We start from the raw sequence: 24,617 nt of genomic DNA, 5'->3' as shown, positions 1-24,617 counted from the left end.
AAACGACCAGGACGGGGACCTTCCTTTGGTGGGGGGTTGTCTGGTGCTGCCAAACACACTGTTGGGCTTTGAGACAACAGGCCCGTGCCCGGGGTTCCGGGTGGCTCCGCGTTGGCGGGGTCGGTGTGTTGTTGCTCCATCTTTGGTGGTGGGGTGTGGTGTTTGATTTGTGGATAGTGGTTGCGAGCATCTGGCACGCATGAGGCGCCGGCTTCCTTTGGGGGTTGGTGGTTTTGTGTGTGCGATTGATGTGCAATTTCTTTTTTCGAATTGGTTTTTTGTGTTGTAAGTGTTTAAGAGCGCATGGTGGATGCCTTGGCACTGGGAGCCGATGAAGGACGTGGGAGGCTGCGTTATGCCTCGGGGAGCTGCCAACCGAGCGTTGATCCGAGGATGTCCGAATGGGGAAACCCGGCACGAGTGATGTCGTGTCACCCACTACTGAATACATAGGTAGTGGGGGGGAACGCGGGGAAGTGAAACATCTCAGTACCCGTAGGAAGAGAAAACAATTGTGATTCCGTTAGTAGTGGCGAGCGAACGCGGAGGATGGCTAAACCGTATGCATGTGATACCCGGCAGGGGTTGTGTGTGCGGTGTTGTGGGACGTTTCGTCTTCGGTCTGCCGGCCGGGGCGGGAGTGATAAACCGTGGTGTTAGGTGAAGTGACCTGGGATGGTCTGCCGTAGTGGGTGAGAGCCCCGTAACTGAAAACATCACGGCTCCTGTGGAACTGTTCCCGAGTAGCAGCGGGCCCGTGGAATCTGCTGTGAATCTGCCGGGACCACCCGGTAAGCCTGAATACTTCTCAGTGACCGATAGCGGATTAGTACCGTGAGGGAATGGTGAAAAGTACCCCGGGAGGGGAGTGAAATAGTACCTGAAACCGTGCGCTTACAATCCGTCAGAGCCCTCCTTCGTGGTGGGGTGATGGCGTGCCTTTTGAAGAATGAGCCTGCGAGTCAGGGACATGTCGCGAGGTTAACCCGGGTGGGGTAGCCGTAGCGAAAGCGAGTCTGAATAGGGCGTATCCACACAACAGTGTGTGGTGTAGTGGTGTGTTCTGGACCCGAAGCGGAGTGATCTACCCATGGCCAGGGTGAAGCGCGGGTAAGACCGCGTGGAGGCCCGAACCCACTTAGGTTGAAGACTGAGGGGATGAGTTGTGGGTAGGGGTGAAAGGCCAATCAAACTCCGTGATAGCTGGTTCTCCCCGAAATGCATTTAGGTGCAGCGTTGCGTGTTTCTTGCCGGAGGTAGAGCTACTGGATGGCCGATGGGCCCCACAGGGTTACTGACGTCAGCCAAACTCCGAATGCCGGTAAGTGAAAGCGTGGCAGTGAGACGGCGGGGGATAAGCTCCGTACGTCGAGAGGGAAACAGCCCAGATCGCCGGCTAAGGCCCCTAAGCGTGTGCTAAGTGGAAAAGGATGTGCAGTCGCAGAGACAACCAGGAGGTTGGCTTAGAAGCAGCCACCCTTGAAAGAGTGCGTAATAGCTCACTGGTCAAGTGATTGTGCGCCGATAATGTAGCGGGGCTCAAGCACACCGCCGAAGCCGCGGCATCAACCTTGTGTTGATGGGTAGGGGAGCGTCCTGCACACCGGTGAAGCAGCCTGGTAATGGAGCTGTGGAGGGTGTGGGAGTGAGAATGCAGGCATGAGTAGCGATAAGGCAAGTGAGAACCTTGCCCGCCGAAAGACCAAGGGTTCCTGGGCCAGGCCAGTCCGCCCAGGGTGAGTCGGGACCTAAGGCGAGGCCGACAGGCGTAGTCGATGGACAACGGGTTGATATTCCCGTACCCGTGTGTGAGCGTCCCTGATGAATCCATTCTGCTAATCGCCCAAATGGTGGCCAACCAATTCCTTCGGGAAGCGGGGGTCGCCGGCTGCGCGAGACCGGGTGGGTAGTAGTCAAGCGATGGGGTGACGCAGGTAGGTAGCCGTACCAGTCAGTGGTAATACTGGGGCAAGCCCGTAGGGAGTCAGATAGGCAAATCCGTCTGGCATATATCCTGAGAGGTGATGCATAGCCGAGTGAGGCGAATTCGGTGATCCTTTGCTGCCAAGAAAAGCCTCTAGCGAGCGCACACACGGCCCGTACCCCAAACCAACACAGGTGGTCAGGTAGAGAATACCAAGGCGTACGAGTGAACTATGGTTAAGGAACTCGGCAAAATACCCCCGTAACTTCGGGAGAAGGGGGACCTCCTACTGTCATGGCACTAGCTGCCGGCAGCGGTGGGGTGGCACAAACCAGTGAGAAGCGACTGTTTACTAAAACACAGGTCCGTGCGAAGTCGCAAGACGATGTATACGGACTGACGCCTGCCCGGTGCTGGAAGGTTAAGAGGACCCGTTAACCCTTCGGGGTGAAGCGGAGAATTTAAGCCCCAGTAAACGGCGGTGGTAACTATAACCATCCTAAGGTAGCGAAATTCCTTGTCGGGTAAGTTCCGACCTGCACGAATGGCGTAACGACTTCTCAACTGTCTCAACCATAGACTCGGCGAAATTGCACTACGAGTAAAGATGCTCGTTACGCGCGGCAGGACGAAAAGACCCCGGGACCTTCACTATAGCTTGGTATTGGCGTTCGATACGGTTTGTGTAGGATAGGTGGGAGACTGTGAAACTCACACGCCAGTGTGGGTGGAGTCATTGTTGAAATACCACTCTGATCGTATTGGACTTCTAACTTCGGACCGTATATCCGGTCCAGGGACAGTGCCTGGTGGGTAGTTTAACTGGGGCGGTTGCCTCCTAAAATGTAACGGAGGCGCCCAAAGGTTCCCTCAACCTGGACGGCAATCAGGTGTTGAGTGCAAGTGCACAAGGGAGCTTGACTGCGAGACGGACATGTCAAGCAGGGACGAAAGTCGGGACTAGTGATCCGGCACCCCCCGAGTGGAAGGGGTGTCGCTCAACGGATAAAAGGTACCCCCGGGGATAACAGGCTGATCTTCCCCAAGAGTCCATATCGACGGGATGGTTTGGCACCTCGATGTCGGCTCGTCGCATCCTGGGGCTGGAGCAGGTCCCAAGGGTTGGGCTGTTCGCCCATTAAAGCGGCACGCGAGCTGGGTTTAGAACGTCGTGAGACAGTTCGGTCTCTATCCGCCGCGCGCGTCAGAAACTTGAGGAAACCTGTCCCTAGTACGAGAGGACCGGGACGGACGAACCTCTGGTACACCAGTTGTCCCACCAGGGGCACCGCTGGATAGCCACGTTCGGACAGGATAACCGCTGAAAGCATCTAAGCGGGAAACCTTCTCCAAGACCAGGTTTCTCACCCTTTAGAGGATAAGGCCCCCGCAGACCACGGGATCGATAGACCAGACCTACACGCACCGCAAGGTGTTCAGGAACTGGCACTAACCGGCCGAAAACTTACAACAACCAAAACAACAAACCAATTTGTTTTCGGAAACTGTAAAGACGCACACACATTGCCCGCAACCACACCACAACAATCAACACACTGCACCCCACCACCAAAACTATGTACACTCGGAAAAGAGTGAATAAAGTTACGGCGGCCATAGCGGCAGGGAAACGCCCGGTCCCATCCCGAACCCGGAAGCTAAGCCTACCAGCGCCGATGATACTACCCCACAGGGTGGAAAAGTAGGACACCGCCGAACACAATTTAGAGAAACGCCCCCCGAGAAATCGGGGGGCGTTTCCATTTGAATTACGAATTCCATAATGCATTTTTCAATTGTCCGAATTGTGGCTGTCTGAGGCCTGCCCGTATCCTTTACAGGTGGTCGATGACAGGCAAGGCAATTCCGGTGGGCGTCCGTCCCGTCGGCCCTCGGCGGCAGGTGCTGGAAACCGCGATCGCCGGGGCAACAACGCACCACACCGGTCCGGACCGGGCCGTGCCCGTCCGGCGCAGCCGCGGCCGGCCGCCGATGGTGACGGGGGCGGCGCCGCCCAGGCCGGTCCGGTCATCCCGGCGTCCATCGAGGCCAAGCAACTCGCGCCCGAAATCCGCGGCGAACTCACGACTTTGGATAAGTCGACCGCCGACACCGTGGCCCGCCACCTGGTCGCGGCCGGCGAACTGCTCGACGAAGACCCGCAGGCCGCGCTGGAGCACGCCCAGGCCGCACGAGCCCGGTCGGGGCGGATCGCGGCGGTACGTGAAGCGGTCGGCATCGCCGCCTACCAGTGCGGCGACTGGGGTCAAGCACTGTCCGAATTCCGTGCCGCCCGCCGGATGGGCAGCAAGTCGCAGCTGCTTCCGCTGATCGCCGACTGCGAACGTGGCGTCGGACGGCCCGAACGCGCCATCGAACTCGCCCGCAGCCCCGAAGCGGCCGAGCTCACCGGTGACGACGCCGACGAGCTGCGGATCGTCGCCGCAGGCGCACGTGCCGACCTCGGTCAGCTCGAGCAGGCGCTGGTGGTGTTGTCCACACCGCAGCCCGACCCGTCGCGCACCGGCTCGACCGCTGCGCGACTGTTCTACGCCTACGCGGAGACGCTGCTGGCCCTCGGTCGCGGCGAGGATGCGCTGCAGTGGTTCATCCATGCCGCCGCAGCCGACGTCGAGGGCGTCACCGACGCCGAAGACCGGGTCGGCGAGCTGGCCTGAGATGACTACCCTTGCGCAGCAACATGATTGCTTGCTGCTCGATTTGGACGGCACCGTGTTTCGCGGTCATGAGCCGACCGAGGGCGCTATCGATGCCCTGGAGGCCGCGCAGACCCGCAAGCTGTTCGTCACCAACAACGCCTCCCGCGCCGCCGAAGACGTGGCGGCGCACTTGCGGGATCTGGGCTTCGTCGCGGACGCCGCCGATGTGGTGACCAGCGCCCAGAGTGCGGCCCGGCTGCTGGCCCAGCAGTTGAAACCGGGGTCGAAGGTGCTGATCGTCGGGACCGATGCGCTGGCAGGTGAGATCGAGGCGGTCGGGCTGCAGCCGGTGAGGCGGTTCGATGACGAGCCAGTGGCCGTCGTGCAGGGACATTCGATGACGACAGGATGGCCCGACCTGGCCGAGGCCGCGCTGGCCATCCGCTCCGGTGCGCTCTGGGTGGCGGCCAACGTCGACCGCACCCTGCCCACTGAACGGGGACTGCTGCCCGGAAACGGCTCGATGGTCGCCGCACTGCGCACCGCGACCGACGCCGAATACCAGGTGGCGGGCAAGCCCGCTCCGGCCCTGATGCGAGATGCCCTGGCGCGGGGCTCCTTTGATACTCCGCTGGTCGTCGGTGACCGCCTCGACACCGATATCGCAGGAGCCAACGCCGCGGATCTGCCCAGTCTGATGGTGCTGTGCGGGGTCAGCACCGCCGCCGAGGCGGTGCACGCCGTCCCCGAGCAACGCCCCACCTACATCGGTGGCGACCTCCGCGACCTGCACACCGGCTCAGAATCCCTGCGAGTCGCCGAGCAGCCGGCCTGGCGTGTCGAGGTGGGCGACGGCTCAGTGATCGTGAGCACGGCAGGCACAGACCACAGCGACGACGGGCTCTCGGTGGTCCGTGCGACCGCTCGCGCCGTGTGGGACGCGGCCGGAGCGGGGCGTCGGCTGACGGTGCGAGCCGGCGACGACACCGCACGCGCCGCGCTGCAGCGCTGGTCCCTGCTGACGGCACAGGATCAGCTAGCGTGAACGGTGATATGAACGCCGACCCCGAACAGATTCGCGCCGCTATCGACGCCGTGCTGGCCCAGGTGCCCAGCGTCGATCCCGACAGCGTCGACGTCGCCGATGTGGACATCGATGCGGTCGGACGGCAGCTCGAGGAAGCGCACCAAATCCTGGTCAATGCGCTGGAATCGGTGGAGAAGGGCTGAGTTCGCGCATGACGCGGCGTGCCCGGGTTGACGCTGAGCTGGTCCGTCGTGGACTGGCGCGGTCCCGGCAGCAGGCCGCCGAACTCATCGGCGCCGGCCGGGTCAGCATCGACGGCATGCGTGCGGTCAAACCTGCCACCGCGGTCGCCGTCACCGCGAACCTGACCGTCGAAGCCGGCGACGAGCGCACCTGGGTGTCGCGCGGCGCCCACAAGCTGATCGGAGCCCTGGACGCCTTCGGCATCGACCCGGCCGGGCGGCGCTGCCTCGACGCGGGCGCCTCGACCGGTGGCTTCACCGAGGTGCTCCTGGACCGTGGCGCCACCGAAGTCGTGGCGGTCGACGTCGGCTACGGCCAGCTGGCGTGGTCGCTGCGTTCCGATCCGCGCGTGGTGGTCATTGAGCGCACGAATGTGCGGGACCTGACACCCGATGCGATCAGCGGCCCTGTCGACCTGGTCGTGTCCGACCTGTCGTTCATCTCACTGGCCACGGTGCTGCCCGCACTGACTGTCTGCGCGTCCCCCCACGCCGATATCGTTCCCATGGTGAAGCCACAGTTCGAGGTCGGTCGCGAGCAGGTGGGTGCCGGCGGGGTGGTGTCCGATCCGGAACTGCGGACTGCCGCGGTGCTGGCCGTCGCAGCTCGCGCCGGTGAACTCGGCTGGCAGACGGTCGGCGCGACCGCCAGCCCGCTGCCCGGCCCCTCGGGCAACGTCGAATACTTCTTGTGGCTGCGTGCCGAAACAGACCACGGACTGCACGGAGACGAACTGGACGGCGCGGTACGCCGCGCCGTCGCGGAAGGACCGCAATGACTTCTGAGCGGGCAATCCTGCTCGTCGTACACACTGCTCGCGAGGAGGCCATCGAGACGGCCCGCCGGGTGGAAAAGGTGTTGGGCGACAACGATATAGCGCTGCGGGTTCTCTCTGCCGAATCCGTGGACCGCGGCACCCATTTCGACCCCACCGAAATGCAGGCGGTGGGCTCGACCACCGAAGTGGTCGACGCCGACGCCAACGCGGCCGTCGGGTGCGAGTTGGTGCTTGTCCTCGGAGGTGACGGCACCTTTCTGCGGGCCGCCGAACTGGCCCGCAATGCGGAAATTCCGGTGCTCGGAATCAACCTGGGGCGCATCGGGTTCTTGGCCGAGGCCGAAGCCGAGGCCATCGACACCGTTCTCGAGCACGTCGTCACCCGCACCTACCGCGTCGAGGAGCGGATGACTCTCGACATCGCGGTGCGCGACAAGGGCGAGGTCATCGCCCGCGGCTGGGCCCTCAACGAGGCCAGCCTGGAAAAGGGCGCGCGGCTCGGGGTGATCGGCGTCGTGCTGGAGATCGACGGCAGGCCGGTCTCCGCGTTCGGCTGCGACGGCGTGCTGGTCTCGAGCCCGACCGGCTCCACCGCGTACGCGTTCTCGGCGGGCGGGCCCGTGGTGTGGCCGGATCTGGAGGCCATGATCGTGGTGCCCAACAACGCTCACGCGTTGTTCGCACGCCCGATGGTCACGAGTCCGACTGCGCTGATTGCCATCGAGATCGAGGACGACAGCCACGAGGCGCTGGTGTTCTGCGACGGCCGCCGCGAGATGCGGGTGCCGGCCGGCGGGCGGCTCGAGGTGACCAAGTGCACGACCCCGCTGAAGTGGGTGCGCCTGGACAGCGCGCCGTTCACCGATCGGTTGGTTCGCAAATTCCGGCTGCCGGTCACCGGCTGGCGGGGGCAGTGATCCGCCGATGCTGGCTGAGATCCGGATCGAGTCATTGGGCGCGATCAGCGCCGCCACCGCTGAGTTCGACCGCGGACTGACCGTGCTGACCGGCGAGACCGGCACCGGCAAGACCATGGTGGTGACGGGCCTGCACCTACTCGGCGGGGCACGCGCCGATGCCACCAGGGTGCGGTCGGGTTCTGAGCGGGCGGTGGTCGAAGGCCGTTTCGCCACTGCAGAACTCGACGACGCCACCGGCAAGCGGATCGACGAGATCCTGGACTCCTCCGGCGCCGATCGTGACGACGACGGCAGCATCATTGCGCTGCGAACCGTCAGCCGCGACGGGCCGTCGCGGGCCTACCTCGGTGGGCGCAGCGTGCCCGCCAAGTCGCTGTCGACATTCACCTCGGAACTGCTGACGCTGCACGGCCAGAACGACCAGCTGCGGCTGATGCGCCCCGAGGAACAGCGCGCTGCCCTGGACCGCTTCACTGGGGTCGACGCGAAACTGGAGCGCTACAAGAAGCTGCGCGACCAGTGGCAGGTGGCCCGGCGGGATCTGGTCGACCGGACGAACCGGGCTCGCGAGCTGGCGCAGGAAGCGGACCGGCTGAAGTTCGCGCTGACCGAGATCGACGGTGTCGACCCGATGCCTGGAGAAGACGAATCGCTGGTGGCCGACATCCGCCGGCTCTCCGAACTCGACGCGCTGCGCGAGGCGGTCGCCGGCGCGCGCGCCAATCTCTCGGCCGACGATCTCACCGACGGTGAACCCCGTTCTGCCACGGATACTTTGGGGCGTGCGGCGGCCCTACTGCAGTCCACCGACGATCCCGCGCTGGCGGCGTTGGCCCGTCAGCTCACCGACGCGCTGACCGTCGCCGGCGACGTCGCCCGTGAACTCGGCGACTTCCTGGGCGACCTGCCCGATGACGCCAGCGCCTTGGAGACCAAGCTCGCGCGCCAGGCCGAGCTGCGCAACCTGACCCGCAAGTACGCCGCCGACGTCAACGGTGTGCTGGCGTGGGCCAAGGAGTCCCGCGAGCGCCTGGCGCAGCTCGACGTGTCGGAGGACGCGCTGGCCGGGCTGGGCCGCCGCGTCGACGAGCTCGCCGGCCAGGTGGCGACGTCCGCTCTGGAGCTGTCCAAGGCCCGCACCAAGGCGGCGAAGGGCTTGGCCAAGGCCATCACCGCCGAGCTGAACGGGTTGGCGATGACGCACGCCGACTTCAGCGTGACGGTGTCGCTGATGCCGGCCCGCGACGACGACAGTGCACCGTTGCGGTTGCCGTCGGGCGAGACCGTGCATGCCGGTGGAGAGGGCATCGACCTGGTCGAGTTCGGGTTCACCGCGCATCGCGGTTCCGATGTCCTGCCGCTGAACAAGAGCGCGTCCGGCGGTGAACTGTCGCGCGTGATGCTCGCGCTGGAAGTGGTGCTGGCCGCGTCGGCGGAGGGCACCACGATGGTGTTCGACGAGGTGGACGCGGGCGTCGGGGGTCGGGCCGCGGTGCAGATCGGCCGCCGTCTGGCGCGGCTTGCCCGCACTCATCAAGTCATCGTCGTCACCCACCTGCCGCAGGTCGCCGCCTACGCCGACAGCCACCTCGTCGTCGACAGCGCAGGCAACGGGACCAGCGGGGTGCGCCGCCTGGACACCGAGCAGCGGGTGGGGGAGCTGGCGAGGATGCTGGCCGGACTGGGGGAGTCCGACACCGGCCGCGCGCACGCCCGCGAGCTGCTCGACGCCGCTCAGGGCGATCGGGGACTCAGCTGAGCTCGATGACGATCGCGTAACCGTCGTGGTCGCCGGTGGTGGTGGTCCGGCGGTCGAGCTCGTTGTCCATGTCGACCAATCCCAGATCGGTTGCGCCGGCGCGCACCAGCGCGGCCCGCAGTCTGTCGCGGGCTCGATTGAACGACACGTAGACGTGGGTCGGGACGACATAGAAGAAGCCGGGGCGCTCGCGGCTGAACGAGGCGGTCCACACATAACCGGTCCCGTCCGGGGCGGGAGCTGCGCCGAACACGCGGCCATGATCATTGGTCAGCAGCCAGTGGGCGTTTGAGAACGCCTGCTCGGGTCCGGTGGGCTGCTGTCCGTAGACGACGCCGTCGATCAGACCCTGATACCCCGTGGAATGGACCGGCTGCGCGGGGAAGCCGGCCGCGCTCAGGGTGGCGTCGAGCTTGCGGGCCGACTCTTCGGCAGTGCTCGACGTCGGGTCGACGATGATCACGTTGATCGGTTGGTAGAGAGTCTTGAACGGATATTGCTGGTTGGGCCAGTCGGCGAGCGCGCCGCTCCGGCCGAGCATCCACTTCCCGATCGTCCCGTAGGCGGTCGTCGCGGTCTCGACAGGACTGGGACGCGCCTCTGGAGCGCCGGTCAGTGAGTCGTGCAGGTCCTCGAAGAACGTCGTGACCGCCGTGACGAGGGCCGGCACCGGCGGCGGTGAGACCACCGGTCGCGGGGCGGGCCGAGCCAGGCGGGCCGCGGGCCTGGAAACCCTTGAGGCCGACAGTGTCTTGCGGGTACGCGGGGTGGTGGTGGCGGCGGGCGATGGGCGGGAGTGGCCGGTCGAACCTGCCGAACTATCGGACCCGTGTGCGGCCGAGCTGGCACCGGGCGACTCGGCGCTGGCGACACCGCCCCCGGCCAGCACGGCCGCGCCCACGCCCAGCCCGACGAGCAGCCCGCTGAACCAGGTCGCGCGGGACATTCGGCTCATGCTCGGCTCCGTCGATCGGTTAGCTGACGGTAACGGGCGACGGCCTCGCATGGAGGAAATCGCGTATCCGAACTGTGTTACTGCTGTGACAAGATGTGACTTGTGTGGCTGGTGTTACGGCGCGCCTCCGCGAATATCGGCCGCGCCGCCGACAGAATCCCAGCATGAAGATGTCAGCGCTTCTCTCCCGTAATACCGGTGCACGACCAGGAGTCGCGGGGACAGCCCGCGTCGATCGCGACATCGATCGCCTGCTTCGCCGTGTGGGCCCGGGCGACATTGTGGTGCTCGACATCCTCGACCTGGACCGGATGACGGCGGACGCTTTGGTCGACGCGAACATCGCCGGCGTGGTCAACGCCTCTCCGTCGATCTCGGGCCGGTACCCCAACCTGGGCCCGGAAGTACTGGTGGCCAACAACATCACGCTGATCGACAGCGCCGGTCCCGAAGTCTTCAAGAAGATCAAGGACGGCGCGAAGATCCGGCTGCACAACGGTGGGGTGTACTCCGGCGATCGCCGTCTCGCCCTGGGCGTGGAGCGCAGCGACGAAGAGATCGCCGACCTCATGCAGGACGCCAAGACCGGGCTGGTCGCGCATCTGGAGGCGTTCGCAGGCAACACCATCGAATTCATCCGCAGCGAGAGCCCGCTGCTGATCGACGGTATCGGCATTCCGGACATCGACGTCGACGTCTACCGCCGTCATGTCCTGGTGGTGGCCGACGGACCCGGCGCCGAAGACGACCTCAAGGCGCTCAAGCCCTTCATCAAGGAGTACCAGCCGGTGCTCATCGGGGTGGAGAGCGGCGCAGACCTATTGCAGAAGAACGGTTACCGGCCCCAGCTGATCGTCGGCAACCCCGACCAGATGAGCGCTGACGTGCTCAAGAGCGGTGCGCAGGTGGTCCTGCCGGCCGATGCCGACGGGCACGCCAACGGTCTGGAACGCATTCAGGACCTGGGCATAGGGGCGATGACGTTCCCGGCCGCCGGCTCGGCCGCCGACCTGGCGCTGCTGCTCGTCGACCATCACGGCGCCTCGCTGATCGTGACGGCCGGTCATTCGGCGAGCATCGAAGAGTTCTTCGACCGCTCCCGCCAGCAGAGCAACCCGTCGACGTTCCTCACCAGGCTGAAGGTCGGCGAGAAGCTCGTGGACGCGAAAGCTGTTGCCACGCTGTACCGGAACCACATCTCCGGCGGGGCGATCGCCATGCTGATCCTGGCGGTGCTGTTCGCGATCATCGCCGCGCTGTGGGTGTCGCGGGCCGACACATTCGTCATCGACTGGATTGTGACCTACTGGAACCGCTTCTCGCTGTGGGTGCAGAGCTGGGTGACCTAGGCCTAGAGCAGAAAGGCTCACCGCTGTGATTTCGCTACGCCACCATGCCATTTCGCTGGCTGCGGTGTTCCTTGCGCTGGCCGTCGGCGTCTTCCTGGGCTCCGGCGTGCTGTCCGATACGTTGCTGTCCGGATTGCGCGACGAGAAGCAGGACCTCAACAAGCAGATCACCTCGCTGACCGATCAACGCAATGCGTTGAACGAAAAGCTCAGCGCTGCTGATGATTTCGATAAACAGATGTCGAGCCGAATCGTCAAGGACGCGTTGGCCGGCAAGGCGGTGGTGCTGTTTCGCACCCCAGACGCCAACGACGACGACGTGGCCGCGACAAGCCGGCTGATCGGTCAGGCCGGCGGAACTGTGACCGGCACGGTCGCGCTGACGCAGCAGTTCGTCGACGCCAACTCCGCGGAGAAGCTGCGTTCGGTGGTCAACTCCTCGATCGTTCCGGCCGGCGCACAGCTGAGCACCACGCTGGTCGACCAAGGTTCGCAGGCCGGCGACCTGCTCGGCATCGCACTGCTGATCAACCGCGACCCCGCCATCCGACCGGCCGACGACACCCAACGCGACACCGTGCTGGCCGCGCTGCGTGACACCGGTTTTCTGACCTACCAGGGCGACCGCCTGGCCGCGGCCAACACCGCGGTCGTCGTGACCGGCGGAGCGCTGGGCGACGACGCGGGCAACCAGGGCTCCACGGTTGCCCGGTTCGCCGCGGGGATGGCCCCGCACGGGTCGGGAACGGTGCTCGCAGGCCGGGACGGTTCAGCCACCGGAACCGCGGCTGTCGCGGTGACGCGCGCTGATGCCGGGATGGCAGCCGACGTGACCACAGTCGACGACATCAGTTCTGAGGCCGGCCGCATCACCACCGTCCTGGCGTTGCAGAACCTGGTCAACGGGGCGCCGTCGGGGAAGTTCGGCATCGGGCCGGGCGCGGCGTCGCTCACCGTCCCGCAGTAGACGCCGGGCAACACAGAGGTAACGAAGGCCACTGGCGTGTTAGCGCCGGGTTGTCGGCGTCGGTGTTAGGGTGAGATTCCGTGGGTAGGCAGGCCCCAGGCAGTTCCCAGCGATCCCCTGCCCGACGTCACGGAGGTTGCTCTTGCCCCCACTGCGCAAGCACCCGCAGACCGCCACCAAACACATCTTCGTCAGCGGTGGAGTTGTCTCGTCCCTCGGTAAGGGCCTGACCGCCAGCAGTCTCGGTCAGTTGCTGACCGCGCGCGGTCTGCAGGTGACGATGCAGAAGCTAGACCCCTATCTGAACGTCGACCCGGGAACGATGAACCCGTTCCAGCACGGCGAGGTGTTCGTCACCGAGGACGGCGCCGAGACCGACCTCGACGTCGGGCACTACGAGCGCTTCCTGGACCGCAACCTGTCCGGATCGGCCAATGTGACCACCGGGCAGGTGTATTCGTCGGTGATCGCCAAGGAGCGCCGCGGCGAGTATCTCGGCGACACCGTGCAGGTGATCCCGCACATCACCGACGAGATCAAGGGCCGCATCCTGGCGATGGCCGAGCCCGATGCGTCCGGCAACCGGCCCGACGTGGTGATCACCGAGATCGGCGGCACCGTCGGTGACATCGAGTCGCTGCCGTTCCTGGAGGCTGCGCGCCAGGTCCGCCACGAAGTCGGCCGGGAGAACTGCTTTTTCCTGCATGTCTCGCTGGTGCCCTACCTGGCGCCGTCGGGCGAGCTGAAGACCAAACCCACCCAGCACTCGGTGGCCGCGCTGCGCAGCATCGGTATCAGCCCCGACGCGCTGATCCTGCGCTGCGACAGGGACGTGCCCGAGCCGCTGAAGAACAAGATCGCGCTGATGTGTGACGTCGACATCGACGGGGTCATCTCGACGCCCGATGCGCCGTCGATCTATGACATTCCCAAGGTGTTGCACCGCGAGGAACTCGACGCCTATGTGGTGCGCAGGCTGAATCTGCCGTTCCGCGATGTCGACTGGACGCAGTGGAACGACCTGCTGCGCCGAGTCCACGAGCCCAAGGAGACCGTCCGAATCGCGTTGGTGGGCAAGTACGTCGACCTCTCGGACGCCTATCTGTCAGTGGCCGAGGCACTGCGCGCCGGCGGGTTCGCACACCGCGCCAAAGTCGAGATGCGCTGGGTCGCCTCCGATGATTGTGAGACCGACAACGGAGCGGCTGTTGCACTGGATGACGTGCACGGCGTGCTGATTCCCGGCGGGTTCGGCATCCGCGGCATCGAGGGCAAGATCGGTGCGATCCGGCACGCCCGCCACCGTGGGCTACCGGTGCTGGGCCTGTGCCTGGGGTTGCAGTGCATCGTGATCGAGGCGGCCCGGTCGGTGGGGCTGGCCGAAGCCAACTCGGCCGAATTCGAACCGGGCACACCGGATCCGGTGATCTCCACGATGGCTGACCAGCGTGAGGCCGTCGCCGGTGAGGCCGACCTGGGCGGGACCATGCGGTTGGGTGCCTACCCCGCCACGCTGGAAGCCGGTTCGATCGTCGCCGAGGCATACGACTCGACGCACGTGTCGGAGCGCCACCGCCACCGCTACGAGGTCAACAACTCCTACCGCGACCGGATCGCGCAGAGCGGTCTGCAGTTCTCCGGCACCTCACCGGACGGTCATTTGGTCGAGTTCGTCGAATACCCGCGCGATATTCATCCGTTCCTGGTCGGAACGCAGGCCCATCCGGAGCTCAAGAGCCGGCCGACCCGGCCGCATCCGCTGTTCGTTTCGTTCATCGGGGCGGCCATCGACTACAAGGCGGGCGAGCGGCTGTCGCTGGAGATCCCGGAGCAGCACTCCAACGGCAAGGAACACCCGGAAGGGGCGGCCCAGCCGCTGGCCGAGCAGGTTCCAGAGCATTCAGCCCGTGGCTGACCACGACTTCGAGACCGTCTCCTCTGAAACCGCTTATCGCGGAAACATTCTCGCCCTGCGAGTCGATCAGGTCCGGATGCCGGGCGGCAACATCGCCAAGCGCGAGGTCGTCGAGCATTACGGCGCGGTGGCGGTCGCCGCGGTCGACGAAGCCGGCCGGGTGGCGATGGTCTACCAATACCGGCACCCGATCGGGCGCCGGCTGTGGGAGTTACCCGCCGGGCTGCTGGACGAGCCGGGGGAGGACCCGACCGAGGCGGCGGCCCGCGAACTGCGCGAAGAGACCGGCCTGACCGCCGAACGCTGGGACGTGCTCGTCGACCTGATGTCCTCGCCAGGTTTCAGCGACGAGGCGTTGCGCGTCTATCTCGCCCGGATTCTCACCGACGTCGGGCGCCCCGAGGGCCACGACGAAGAAGCCGATATGGAGGTGCACTGGGTCCACATCGCCGATGCGGTGCAGCAGGTGTTGTCCGGCGAGATTGTGAATTCCACTGCGGTAGCCGGCATTCTGGCCGCGCACGCGGTGATCGTCGACGACAAGCCGACCCGGCCCGCCGATGTGCCGTTCCCGGACCGCCCGACAGCGTTCGCCGCGGGAAAGGCCCGCTCATGACGACCTTCTCGGCCGACATCCCGGGTCGCTCCGCTCCTGCCCTCCGAACTGCTTTGGACGATCAGCTGCAGGGCTATCTCGACCACCTGACCATCGAGCGCGGGGTGGCGGCCAACACGATCAGCTCCTACCGGCGCGACCTGCGCCGTTACGTCGAGCATCTGGCGTCGCGCGGCATCGACGACCTGACCGGAGTCAGCGAGAACGACGTCAGTGAGTTCCTGGTGGCGCTGCGCCGCGGTGATCCTGACGCCGGCGTGGTGCCGTTGTCGGCGGTCTCGGCAGCGCGCGCCCTGATCGCGGTGCGCGGCTTTCACCGGTTCGCCGCCGCCGAGGGAATCATCGGCATCGACGTCGCTCGGGCGGTCAAGCCGCCGACCCCGAGCCGTCGACTCCCCAAGAGCCTCACCCTCGACGAGGTCCTGGCCCTCCTCGAAGGCGCCGGCGGGGACGCCCCGTCGGACGGCCCGCTGACGCTGCGCAATCGCGCCCTGCTCGAGCTGTTGTATTCGACCGGCGCGCGGATCTCCGAGGCCGTCGGCCTCGACGTCGACGATGTCGACACCGAGGCCCGGTCGGTACTGCTGCGCGGCAAGGGCGGCAAGCAGCGCCTGGTGCCCGTCGGCCGCCCGGCAATCGCGGCGCTCGACGCCTACCTGGTGCGAGGCCGCCCCGACCTGGCGCGCCGGGGCCGCGGCACGCCGAAGATCTTCCTCAACGCCCGCGGCGGGCAGCTGTCGCGGCAGAGCGCATGGCAGGTGCTGCAGGACGCCGCCGAACGGGCAGGCATCTCATCGGCCGTGTCGCCGCACACGTTGCGGCACTCCTTCGCCACCCATCTTCTCGACGGCGGCGCCGACGTCCGCGTGGTGCAGGAACTGCTCGGACACGCCTCGGTCACCACAACGCAGATCTACACGCTGGTCACGGTGCATGCCCTGCGCGAGGTATGGGCCGGCGCACATCCGCGGGCATGATGTCGCGGGTCTGCCTCGTGCGGCGGCGACACACCGTTAGACTTTCGCGGATGTTCGCCACGCCGCCGAAAAGCCTGCTGACGGGGGGCACGGCGTGACCGACGAGGCAGACGAAGCCACACCGATCGGTCTCACCGGCCGCCCGCCCCGCCACATTCCCGAACCACAGCCGCTGACCTCGCATGGGCCGGCCACGGTCATCTCGATGTGCAACCAGAAGGGCGGGGTCGGCAAGACCACGTCGACGATCAACCTCGGGGCGGCGCTGGCGGAGTACGGCCGGCGGGTGCTGCTGGTGGATCTGGATCCGCAGGGCGCGCTGTCGGCAGGGCTGGGCGTGCCGCACTACGAGCTGACCCACACCGTGCACAACCTGATGATCGAGCCTCGGGTGAGCATCGACGAGGTGCTGATCAACACCCGGGTGAAAAACCTGGACCTGGTGCCCAGCAACATCGACCTGTCGGCTGCCGAGATCCAGCTGGTCAACGAGGTCGGACGCGAGCAGACCCTGGCCCGCGCGCTGCACCCCGTACTCGATCGCTACGACTACGTGCTGATCGACTGCCAGCCCTCGCTGGGCCTGCTGACCGTCAACGCCCTGGCCTGCTCCGACGCGGTGGTCATCCCGACCGAATGCGAATACTTCTCGCTGCGCGGGCTGGCACTGCTCACCGACACCGTCGACAAGGTGCGTGAGCGGCTCAATCCGCGGCTGACGATCAGCGGCATTCTCATCACCCGGTTCGACAACCGAACCGTCAACGCCCGTGAGGTGATGGCGCGGGTGCTGGAGCGCTTCGGCGACCTGGTGTTCGACACCGTCATCAGCCGCACCGTGCGCTTCCCCGAGACCAGTGTCGCCGGCGAGCCCATCACCACCTGGGCGCCGAAATCGGTTGGCGCACAGGCATACCGGTCGCTGGCCCGCGAGGTCATAGACCGCTTCGGCAAGTGACTGATTCGCCGGCGCCTGAAAAGGGCTTCCGTGTCAGGCTGACCAACTTCGAGGGTCCGTTCGATCTGCTGCTGCAGCTGATCTTCGCCCACCGCCTCGATGTCACCGAGGTCGCGCTGCATCAGGTCACCGACGAATTCATCGCCTACACCCGCGAGATCGGTCCGAAGCTCGAGCTCGACGAGACGACCACCTTTTTGGTGATTGCTGCCACACTGCTCGACCTCAAGGCCGCGCGTCTGCTGCCGGCCGGTGATGTGCACGACGAGGAGGATCTGGCGCTGCTCGAGGTGCGCGACCTGTTGTTCGCGCGACTGCTGCAGTACCGCGCGTTCAAGCATGTCGCCGAGATGTTCGCCGAGTTGGAGGCCGCAGCGCTGCGGAGCTACCCCCGGGCGGTGACGGTCGAGGATCGCTTCGCCGACCTTCTTCCCGAGGTCATGCTGGGTGTCGACGCCGCAGCCTTCGCCGACATCGCCGCCGCGGCGTTCACCCCGCGCCCGGTTCCTACCGTCGCGACCGAGCACTTGCATGCGTCGCAGGTGTCGGTGCCGGAGCAGGCCGAGCTGCTGTTGGAGTTCTTGTCGGCGCGCGGCGCCGGGCAGTGGGCGTCGTTCAAGGAACTGGTGGCCGACTGCGAGGCGCCGATCCAGATCGTCGGACGGTTCTTGGCGCTGCTCGAACTGTATCGGGCCAGGACGGTAGCATTCGAGCAGCCAGAACCACTTGGTGTGCTCCAGGTTTCATGGACCGGCGACCGGGTTGTGAACGAAGAGCTGGTCCGAGCCGAGTGGGAAGAAGAGTAGAACCAATCATGACCGACGACGCAGCCGACATACCCGAGGTCGCCCCTGGGTCCGACTCGGGGTCGGATCTCGGTATCGACGTCGCCCTTCCCGAGATGGACGACGACGAACTGGTCCGGGTGCTGGAGGCGCTGTTGCTGGTCGTGGACTCTCCGGTCAACGCCGAGACGCTCGCGTCGGTGACCGAGCAACCACAGGATCGGATCACCGCCACCCTGGAACGCATGGCGGCAGCGTTGGCGGACCGCGACAGCGGCATCGACCTGCGCGACGCGGGCGGTGGCTGGCGGATGTACACCCGGGCCCGGTTCGCGCCGTATGTGGAGCGGCTGTTGCTGGACGGGTCGCGGTCGAAGCTCACCCGCGCGGCGCTGGAGACGCTGGCCGTGGTCGCCTACCGGCAGCCGGTGACGCGGGCGCGGGTCAGTGCGGTGCGCGGGGTCAACGTCGATGCGGTGATCCGCACGTTGGTGGCGCGCGGGCTGATCACCGAGGCGGGCACCGACGAGGACAGCGGCGCGACCACGTTCGCCACCACCGAGTTGTTCCTCGAGCGGCTCGGGCTGTCGTCACTGACCGATCTTCCCGATATCGCCCCGCTGCTTCCCGACGTCGATTCGATCGACGATCTGAGTGAAAACCTGGATGCCGAACCACGTTTCGCCAAGCTGGCCGGTGTCTCGGCAGCCGATCCGAACGTCTCGATCGATGTGGACACCGATGCCTGAACCAGAAGGAGTGCGGCTGCAGAAGATCCTGTCGCAGGCAGGAGTGGCCTCGCGGCGGGTGGCCGAGCGGATGATCACCGATGGCCGGGTAGAGGTCGACGGACGCATCGTCACCGAGTTGGGCACCCGGGTCGATCCGGCCAACGCCGACATCAGAGTCGACGGGTCACGGATCGTCGTGGACGACTCGATGATGTACCTGGCGATCAACAAGCCCATCGGAATGCACTCGACGATGTCGGACGAGCGGGGCCGGCCGTGTGTCGGTGATCTGGTGGAGCACCGGGTCCGCGGCAACAAGAACCTCTTTCACGTCGGGCGCCTCGACGCCGATACCGAGGGCCTGTTGCTGCTGACCAACGACGGTGAGTTGGCGCATCGGTTGATGCACCCGTCGTATGAGGTGCCCAAGACGTACCTGGCGACGGTAACCGGCTCGGTGCCAAAGGGTTTGGGTAAGACGCTGCGGGCCGGTATCGAACTGGACGACGGCCCGGTCAAGGTCGACGATTTCGCCGTGGTCGACGCCGTGCCGGGCAAGACGCTGCTGCGGGTGACATTGCATGAGGGACGTAAGCGGATCGTGCGCCGGCTGTTGGCCGCGACGGGCTATCCGGTTGAGGCGCTCGTGCGGGTGAGCATCGGCGAGGTGACGCTCGGTGAACAGCGGCCCGGCAGCATCCGCGTGCTGACGCGCAAGGAAGTCGGCGATCTGTACAAGGCGGTAGGTCTGTGAGTTCATGCGTTGTGGCGGTCGACGGGCCGGCCGGAACCGGAAAGTCTTCGGTGTCACGAGGATTGGCGCGTGCGTTGGGTGCCCACTACCTGGACACCGGTGCGATGTACCGGCTCGTAACGCTGGCGATCTTGCGCGCCCACATCGATTTGACCGACGCGGACGCCATCGCGGCAGCCTCCGATGTGGCGCTGTCGGTGGGTTCTGACCCGGACGTGGACCGGGCTTACCTTGGCGTTGAAGATGTTTCGGCCGAGATTCGGGGCGACGAGGTCACCCGCGCGGTCTCGGCGGTGTCGGCGGTCCCCGAGGTGCGCACCCGGATGGTGGCGCTGCAGCGTGAATTGGCGGCGGAGGCCGACAGTGTCGTGGTCGAAGGCCGTGACATCGGTACGGTCGTGCTGCCGGATGCCGACGTGAAGATCTTTCTGACCGCCTCGGCCGAGACGCGAGCGCGCCGACGCAACGATCAGAACGTCGCGACCGGGCTGCCCGATGACTACGAGACGGTGCTGGCCGATGTGATCCGCCGCGACCACCTCGATTCGACCCGCGCGGTGTCGCCGTTGCGGCCTGCGGAGGACGCGATCATCGTCGACACCAGCGACATGACCCAGGACCAGGTGGTGGCCAGTCTGCTTGATCTGGTCGAAAAGCGAAGTGGTGCAATGCGATGAGCGAGGACGGCACGTGGTCTGACGAAAGCGAGTGGGAGCTTTCCGACGACGGATTCGACGACGACGAGCAGGCGCTGGCACCGCCACCGGTGGTGGCGGTGGTCGGTCGGCCCAACGTCGGCAAGTCCACGCTGGTCAACCGCATTCTCGGCCGGCGTGAGGCCGTGGTGCAGGACCTGCCGGGGGTGACCCGCGACCGGGTGTCCTACGACGCGTCCTGGACCGGGCGGCGCTTCGTCGTGCAGGACACCGGCGGGTGGGAGCCGGACGCCAAGGGCTTGCAGCAGTTGGTCGCCGAGCAGGCCTCGGTGGCGATGAAGACCGCCGATGCGGTGATCCTGGTCGTCGACGCGACCGTCGGTGCCACCAGTGGTGATGAGGCGGCGGCGCGAATCCTGCGCCGTTCAGGCAAACCGGTGTTCTTGGCGGCCAACAAGGTTGACAACGAGAAGGGTGAAGCCGACGCGGCCGCGTTGTGGTCGCTCGGACTGGGGGAGCCGCACCCGATCAGTGCCATGCACGGTCGCGGGGTGGCGGACCTGCTCGATGAGGTGGTCGCGGATCTGCCTGCGCAGTCCGAGGTCGCTCAGGCCACGGGCGGACCGCGACGGGTGGCGCTGGTGGGCAAGCCCAATGTCGGCAAGAGCTCGCTGCTGAACCGGTTGGCAGGTGCCGAGCGTTCGGTGGTGCACGACGTCGCGGGAACCACGGTGGATCCGGTGGATTCGCTCATCGAATTGGGCGGCAAGACATGGCGTTTCGTCGACACCGCGGGCTTGCGCCGCCGGGTCGGGCAGGCCAGCGGCCACGAGTTCTACGCTTCGGTACGCACCCACAGCGCGATCGATGCGGCCGAAGTGGTCGTCGTGCTGATCGACGCGTCGCAACCGCTGACCGAACAGGACCAGCGCGTCCTGACGATGGTGATCGAAGCGGGGCGGGCGCTGGTCCTGGCATTCAACAAATGGGATCTTGTCGACGAGGACCGGCGCTATCTGCTGGACCGTGAGATCGACCGCGAACTGGCGCAGCTGCAGTGGGCGCCACGGGTGAACATCTCCGCCAAGAGCGGCCGTGCGGTGCAGAAGCTGGTGCCGGCGATGGAGACCTCGCTGGCGTCCTGGGATTCGCGCATCTCGACGGGGCAGCTCAACACGTGGATTAAGGAAGTGGTCGCGGCGACGCCGCCGCCGGTGCGGGGCGGTAAGCAGCCGCGGATCCTGTTCGCCACCCAAGCGACCGCGCGTCCGCCGACGTTTGTGCTGTTCACCAGTGGTTTCTTGGAGGCGGGCTATCGCCGGTTCCTGGAGCGGCGGCTGCGGGAGACCTTCGGTTTCGAGGGCACCCCGATCCGGATCAATGTGCGGGTGCGGGAAAAGCGCAAGCTCAAGCCGCGCTGATTCGGCGGGTTTGACGGTATTTGGCCGCTGCTGGGCATAGATTGCCGGTCATGGAGTTTGCTACCTCATTGGCGCCCAGCCGCCGACTGGTCTATGGCATTGCCGGTTTGATGATCGCCGCGGCGCCTGCCGTCGCCGTGTTCTCCGGAGCATTCGACGGTGCGATGCCCCGAGTGCTGGCGTGCTCGGAATCCGACACCGAGGACAGCTTCTCGATGAACTGCGCGCCGTCGGTCATCCCCGACACCAGCGACATGCTGACCGAAGCCGAGGTCGCCGAGCCCGGATGGAACGGTGGGGACCACGGCGGCGGTCCGGCCGGTGGCGCGCCCGGCAGCGGCGGCCACCGCTAGGTCGCAGGGCCGCGGTTCCCATACGTGTCGAAGTGGACGACGTCCTCCACCGGCCGGCGGGTGGTCGGGCCGTAGCGTCCGCGCGGCCAGCCCAGCGGAACGACGCAGATCGGCGTCACCGAAAGCGGTAGGCCCAGGATTCTGCGCGCCGAGGTGACGTTCCACAGCGGCATGGTGATCAGCGACGCGCCCAGTCCCATCGCCCGCGCGGCCAGTAGCAGGTTCTGCACGCTGGGGTAGATCGAGCCGAAGTACGACGTCTCGCCCACGAACGGCGTCGGGACGTACGGCACGCGGGTGCCCCCACGCAGGCAGGGGACCACCAGGACCGGTATCTCGCTGAAGTGCTCGACCTGCCACTGGACGGCCTTCAGGATCTTGCGCATCGACTCGTCGTTGGCGGCTTGCCGTCTGCCGAGAGCGCCGTAGATCGACCAGGGCTGGCGGTATCGCTTGCCGAGCTGGTCTTTGACGCGTTGGTCCTTGACGACGATGAACTCCCAGTTCTGACCGTTGGACCCGGTGGGAGCGCGAAGTGCGAGCTCGATGCACTTCATCACGATGGCGTCGTCCACCGGGTCGGGTTTGACCCGCCGGATGGCGCGCTGGGTCATCATCGCGTCGAGCAGGGGCATGGAGAGGTTGGCCAGCGCCTCGTCGGTACTCGGAATCTCGCTCATGGGAACTACAGGCTAGGTGGGCGCACTGCCGGTGTAGGGCCGTGTGCTGTATCACGCTGCAGGGGAGCATGTTTGGTAGCCCCTGCGGGCGCCGTCGGTGCTGAGCGGTTCGCCGGATAGGGTTCCTGGGTGTCCGTTGCCCACATGATCGTGATCGTTCTGGCCGGGATGGGGGCCGGCGCCATCAATTCGCTGGTCGGTTCGGGCACGTTGATCACTTTTCCGACGCTGGTGACCCTCGGTTTCCCGCCCGTGACGGCGACGATGTCGAACGCGATCGGCTTGGTGGCCGGCGGGGTGTCGGGTACCTGGGGGTATCGCAAGGAACTGCGTGGGCAGTGGGATCGGCTGCGCTGGCAGATCCCGGCGTCGCTGATCGGCGCAGGCATCGGGGCGTTTCTGCTGCTGCACCTGCCGGAGAAGGTGTTCACCCAGATCGTTCCGGTGCTGTTGGTCGGCGCCCTGGTGCTGGTGGTGATCGGGCCACGTATTCAGGCCTATGCCCGGGCGCGTGCCGAGGCCGCAGGCCGTTCGGCCGAGCATGTGTCGCCCAAACGGATGATCGCCCTGGTGGTCGGGACATTCGCGGTGGGCATCTACGGCGGATACTTCACCGCCGCGCAGGGCATCCTGCTGATCGGGGTGATGGGCGCGCTGCTGCCCGAGGACATGCAGCGGATGAACGCGGCCAAGAACTTGCTGTCGCTGCTGGTGAACATCGTCGCCGCGGTGGCCTACACCATCGTGGCGTTCGACCGGGTGAGCTGGGAGGCGGCCGGGTTGATCGCCGCCGGATCGCTCGTCGGCGGGTGGCTGGGCGCACACTACGGGCGGCGGCTGTCGCCGAACGTGCTGCGGGCAGTGATCGTGGTGGTCGGGCTGATCGGGTTGTACCGATTGCTCACGGTGTAGCTGCGGGATCAACCCGCATGGACCCCCTCGCGCGCAACCATGTTGCGCTGTCGAGATCGGTCGGGCTGACAGGATTTGAACCTGCGACCCCTTCACCCCCAGTGAAGTGCGCTACCAAGCTGCGCCACAGCCCGCGTGCCCACCGGAACCAACCGATGGACGCCAAGGAACGATACATCAGCGGCGCCTGAAACTCCGAAACGGTCGACGCGTGCCCACAGAGAGTCGGCACCTCGCCCGGTCATGCTCGCGAGCAACAGCTTCACCAGCCTGACTCGGCACCGGATCGACAAGGGCTTCTGGGCGGGCCGGTAGGGCGGCAACCGCCCTGCGCGAGAACGCTATTCGATCCGTCAGGTGGCCTGCTGGGAGGGCGACTCGGCGGCCAGCGCGGCACTGAGTCCGCGGGCAGCCGCGGCGAGTTGTTCGCCCATCCGGATGACGTCGGCGCCACTCATCGGCTCGGGACTCGGAACAAGGCTCAGGATCAAGGCAATACGAGAGTCCGCAGCCAAGACCGGCGAGTCGATGTGGCTCACCTCGTAGGTTCGGTCCCTGTCCAGGCTGAGCGGAAACCACTGCTCCTGATGGATCAGCTCGTCGGTCAGCGCCTGCGCCAGCTCGCTGAGCCGGGTGGAACGGACCTCGGCACTACGGACGATGAGCGCCAGTTCCTGCAGGCGCAGATCGGGCAACAGATGAAGCCCGACCGCGTAGCCACGCCGTTCGGCGGCGGCGATGGCGTTCCGGTATCGGTCGCGCACGTCTTCCGGCAGCGCGGCCAGCCACCGCTCCCGCGCGCCCGCCCCGGCCCACGCCACCGTCGACGCCCCGTACGGCGGGCGGTGCGGGAACTGCGTACCGATCGGCATCGGATGGCCACCGCCGAGGCGGCTTCGAACTTGGTCGACGACGGTGGAATGGTCGTCGCCGACCGAGAAGGCGACGCAGTGCGCACCGGTCGCGGCGGACAGTTCGATCATCGCCGAGCGGGCCAGCGCCAGGGCCGGATAGTGGCCCGCCGCCTCCCGCCCGAGGCGGACCAGCGCGGGGCCCAGGTGGTACGTCTTGCGAACCGGGTCGCGCAGCAGCCAACCGGCCCGCAGAAGTTCCGAGAGCATCGAGTGGCAGCTGGCCTTGTGAACACTCAGATAGCGCGACACCTCGGCCAACGTCAGCCCGTCGCGTCCCTCGCCGGCCAGGTGCTCGAACAGGTTCACGACCCGCTCGGTCTGCGGGGATGGGCGCGGCGGCATTGACCGATGGTCGCATAATGC

The 24,617-nt window shown here is 66.2% G+C and carries 22 protein-coding genes, 1 tRNA gene and 2 rRNA genes; 21 read left to right on the top strand and 4 right to left on the bottom strand.

The window, feature by feature from the left end:
• Positions 1–283: 283 nt before the first annotated feature.
• The 8 genes from G6N32_RS15485 (at position 284) to recN (ending at position 9,311) form a co-directional block, all read left to right on the top strand.
• A 23S ribosomal RNA gene (locus tag G6N32_RS15485) occupies positions 284–3,397 on the top strand.
• Between the two features lie 133 nt (positions 3,398–3,530).
• Positions 3,531–3,643 (top strand): 5S ribosomal RNA (rrf, locus tag G6N32_RS15480).
• Positions 3,644–3,765: 122 nt separating this feature from the next.
• Positions 3,766–4,602, top strand: a complete 837-nt coding sequence (locus G6N32_RS15475) for a tetratricopeptide repeat protein (RefSeq protein ID WP_115320346.1) — start codon at positions 3,766–3,768, stop codon at positions 4,600–4,602.
• A 1-nt stretch (position 4,603) separates the two neighbouring features.
• On the top strand, positions 4,604–5,629 hold the full coding sequence (locus tag G6N32_RS15470) for an HAD-IIA family hydrolase (protein WP_115320345.1): 1,026 nt from the start codon (positions 4,604–4,606) through the stop codon (positions 5,627–5,629).
• Positions 5,626–5,814: a hypothetical protein gene (locus G6N32_RS15465; RefSeq protein WP_115320344.1), complete on the top strand. Its 189-nt coding sequence runs from the start codon at positions 5,626–5,628 to the stop codon at positions 5,812–5,814. Before G6N32_RS15470 ends, G6N32_RS15465 begins: the two co-directional genes overlap by 4 nt.
• 8 nt (positions 5,815–5,822) lie before the next feature.
• Positions 5,823–6,632 carry a TlyA family RNA methyltransferase gene (locus tag G6N32_RS15460; RefSeq protein WP_115320343.1) on the top strand — a complete coding sequence of 270 codons (810 nt, stop codon included), beginning with the start codon at positions 5,823–5,825 and terminating at the stop codon, positions 6,630–6,632.
• Complete coding sequence (locus G6N32_RS15455; protein WP_115320342.1) at positions 6,629–7,549, top strand: NAD kinase; 921 nt, start codon at positions 6,629–6,631, stop codon at positions 7,547–7,549. The genes G6N32_RS15460 and G6N32_RS15455 overlap by 4 nt, the downstream gene beginning before the upstream one ends.
• 7 nt (positions 7,550–7,556) lie before the next feature.
• Complete coding sequence (gene recN, locus G6N32_RS15450) at positions 7,557–9,311, top strand: DNA repair protein RecN (protein ID WP_115320341.1); 1,755 nt, start codon at positions 7,557–7,559, stop codon at positions 9,309–9,311.
• On the opposite strand, the gene G6N32_RS15445 is transcribed toward recN, so the two are convergent.
• Positions 9,304–10,266: a hypothetical protein gene (locus G6N32_RS15445; RefSeq protein WP_147292039.1), complete on the bottom strand. Its 963-nt coding sequence runs from the start codon at positions 10,264–10,266 to the stop codon at positions 9,304–9,306. The genes recN and G6N32_RS15445 overlap by 8 nt on opposite strands.
• 164 nt (positions 10,267–10,430) lie before the next feature.
• Between G6N32_RS15445 and steA the strand changes: the two genes are divergently transcribed.
• The 12 genes from steA to G6N32_RS15385 all read left to right on the top strand — a co-directional run bounded on the left by steA (position 10,431) and on the right by G6N32_RS15385 (position 21,748).
• Positions 10,431–11,615, top strand: coding sequence for a putative cytokinetic ring protein SteA (gene steA, locus G6N32_RS15440; RefSeq protein WP_036344812.1), 1,185 nt, complete (start codon positions 10,431–10,433; stop codon positions 11,613–11,615).
• A gap of 25 nt (positions 11,616–11,640) precedes the next feature.
• Positions 11,641–12,582, top strand: coding sequence for a copper transporter (locus tag G6N32_RS15435; RefSeq protein ID WP_115320339.1), 942 nt, complete (start codon positions 11,641–11,643; stop codon positions 12,580–12,582).
• Positions 12,583–12,724: 142 nt separating this feature from the next.
• Positions 12,725–14,497, top strand: coding sequence for a CTP synthase (locus G6N32_RS15430; RefSeq protein WP_115321261.1), 1,773 nt, complete (start codon positions 12,725–12,727; stop codon positions 14,495–14,497).
• Positions 14,490–15,113 carry an NUDIX domain-containing protein gene (locus G6N32_RS15425; protein WP_115320338.1) on the top strand — a complete coding sequence of 208 codons (624 nt, stop codon included), beginning with the start codon at positions 14,490–14,492 and terminating at the stop codon, positions 15,111–15,113. The genes G6N32_RS15430 and G6N32_RS15425 overlap by 8 nt, the downstream gene beginning before the upstream one ends.
• Positions 15,110–16,090 (top strand): site-specific tyrosine recombinase XerD, encoded by a 981-nt coding sequence (gene xerD / locus G6N32_RS15420; protein WP_115320337.1) that lies wholly within the window; start codon positions 15,110–15,112, stop codon positions 16,088–16,090. Before G6N32_RS15425 ends, xerD begins: the two co-directional genes overlap by 4 nt.
• A gap of 94 nt (positions 16,091–16,184) precedes the next feature.
• Complete coding sequence (locus G6N32_RS15415) at positions 16,185–17,048, top strand: ParA family protein (protein ID WP_036344816.1); 864 nt, start codon at positions 16,185–16,187, stop codon at positions 17,046–17,048.
• Positions 17,045–17,854, top strand: coding sequence for a segregation/condensation protein A (locus tag G6N32_RS15410; protein ID WP_115320336.1), 810 nt, complete (start codon positions 17,045–17,047; stop codon positions 17,852–17,854). Before G6N32_RS15415 ends, G6N32_RS15410 begins: the two co-directional genes overlap by 4 nt.
• A gap of 8 nt (positions 17,855–17,862) precedes the next feature.
• Complete coding sequence (scpB, locus tag G6N32_RS15405) at positions 17,863–18,582, top strand: SMC-Scp complex subunit ScpB (RefSeq protein WP_172507296.1); 720 nt, start codon at positions 17,863–17,865, stop codon at positions 18,580–18,582.
• Positions 18,575–19,318: a pseudouridine synthase gene (locus G6N32_RS15400; protein WP_115320334.1), complete on the top strand. Its 744-nt coding sequence runs from the start codon at positions 18,575–18,577 to the stop codon at positions 19,316–19,318. The genes scpB and G6N32_RS15400 overlap by 8 nt, the downstream gene beginning before the upstream one ends.
• Positions 19,315–19,995, top strand: coding sequence for a (d)CMP kinase (gene cmk / locus G6N32_RS15395; RefSeq protein WP_115320333.1), 681 nt, complete (start codon positions 19,315–19,317; stop codon positions 19,993–19,995). Before G6N32_RS15400 ends, cmk begins: the two co-directional genes overlap by 4 nt.
• Positions 19,992–21,395: a ribosome biogenesis GTPase Der gene (der, locus tag G6N32_RS15390; protein WP_115320332.1), complete on the top strand. Its 1,404-nt coding sequence runs from the start codon at positions 19,992–19,994 to the stop codon at positions 21,393–21,395. Before cmk ends, der begins: the two co-directional genes overlap by 4 nt.
• A 50-nt stretch (positions 21,396–21,445) precedes the next feature.
• Positions 21,446–21,748: a hypothetical protein gene (locus G6N32_RS15385; protein WP_083122894.1), complete on the top strand. Its 303-nt coding sequence runs from the start codon at positions 21,446–21,448 to the stop codon at positions 21,746–21,748.
• On the opposite strand, the gene G6N32_RS15380 is transcribed toward G6N32_RS15385, so the two are convergent.
• The gene (locus G6N32_RS15380) at positions 21,745–22,428 is read right to left on the bottom strand and encodes a nitroreductase family protein (protein WP_115320331.1); all 684 of its coding nucleotides are present in this window, start codon (positions 22,426–22,428) and stop codon (positions 21,745–21,747) included. The genes G6N32_RS15385 and G6N32_RS15380 overlap by 4 nt on opposite strands.
• Before the next feature lie 144 nt (positions 22,429–22,572).
• Between G6N32_RS15380 and G6N32_RS15375 the strand changes: the two genes are divergently transcribed.
• A complete protein-coding gene (locus tag G6N32_RS15375; protein ID WP_172507316.1) occupies positions 22,573–23,340 on the top strand; it encodes a sulfite exporter TauE/SafE family protein in 768 nt (255 codons plus the stop codon).
• Positions 23,341–23,400: 60 nt separating this feature from the next.
• Here G6N32_RS15375 and G6N32_RS15370 read toward each other — a convergent pair.
• Together G6N32_RS15370 and G6N32_RS15365 are read right to left on the bottom strand one after the other, a co-directional pair.
• Positions 23,401–23,474, bottom strand: a tRNA-Pro gene (locus tag G6N32_RS15370).
• A 219-nt stretch (positions 23,475–23,693) separates the two neighbouring features.
• Entirely contained in the window at positions 23,694–24,596 is a 903-nt protein-coding gene (locus G6N32_RS15365) for a helix-turn-helix domain-containing protein (RefSeq protein ID WP_115320329.1), read from the bottom strand.
• Between the last annotated feature and the right edge of the window lie 21 nt (positions 24,597–24,617).

This window comes from Mycolicibacterium aichiense (assembly GCF_010726245.1).
Taxonomy (GTDB): domain Bacteria; phylum Actinomycetota; class Actinomycetes; order Mycobacteriales; family Mycobacteriaceae; genus Mycobacterium; species Mycobacterium aichiense.
This window is presented reverse-complemented; position numbering and strand designations above follow the sequence as displayed.

Excerpts from the sequence above, each read along its gene's own strand:
- G6N32_RS15470 (WP_115320345.1), top strand. The coding sequence starts at position 4,604 with ATGACTACCCTTGCGCAGCAACATGATTGCTTGCTGCTCGATTTGGAC.
- G6N32_RS15460 (WP_115320343.1), top strand. The coding sequence starts at position 5,823 with ATGACGCGGCGTGCCCGGGTTGACGCTGAGCTGGTCCGTCGTGGACTG.
- G6N32_RS15455 (WP_115320342.1), top strand. The coding sequence starts at position 6,629 with ATGACTTCTGAGCGGGCAATCCTGCTCGTCGTACACACTGCTCGCGAG.
- recN (WP_115320341.1), top strand. The coding sequence starts at position 7,557 with ATGCTGGCTGAGATCCGGATCGAGTCATTGGGCGCGATCAGCGCCGCC.
- G6N32_RS15445 (WP_147292039.1), bottom strand. The coding sequence starts at position 10,266 with ATGAGCCGAATGTCCCGCGCGACCTGGTTCAGCGGGCTGCTCGTCGGG.
- steA (WP_036344812.1), top strand. The coding sequence starts at position 10,431 with ATGAAGATGTCAGCGCTTCTCTCCCGTAATACCGGTGCACGACCAGGA.
- xerD (WP_115320337.1), top strand. The coding sequence starts at position 15,110 with ATGACGACCTTCTCGGCCGACATCCCGGGTCGCTCCGCTCCTGCCCTC.
- scpB (WP_172507296.1), top strand. The coding sequence starts at position 17,863 with ATGACCGACGACGCAGCCGACATACCCGAGGTCGCCCCTGGGTCCGAC.
- G6N32_RS15400 (WP_115320334.1), top strand. The coding sequence starts at position 18,575 with ATGCCTGAACCAGAAGGAGTGCGGCTGCAGAAGATCCTGTCGCAGGCA.
- der (WP_115320332.1), top strand. The coding sequence starts at position 19,992 with ATGAGCGAGGACGGCACGTGGTCTGACGAAAGCGAGTGGGAGCTTTCC.
- G6N32_RS15385 (WP_083122894.1), top strand. The coding sequence starts at position 21,446 with ATGGAGTTTGCTACCTCATTGGCGCCCAGCCGCCGACTGGTCTATGGC.
- G6N32_RS15380 (WP_115320331.1), bottom strand. The coding sequence starts at position 22,428 with ATGAGCGAGATTCCGAGTACCGACGAGGCGCTGGCCAACCTCTCCATG.
- G6N32_RS15375 (WP_172507316.1), top strand. The coding sequence starts at position 22,573 with ATGATCGTGATCGTTCTGGCCGGGATGGGGGCCGGCGCCATCAATTCG.
- G6N32_RS15365 (WP_115320329.1), bottom strand. The coding sequence starts at position 24,596 with ATGCCGCCGCGCCCATCCCCGCAGACCGAGCGGGTCGTGAACCTGTTC.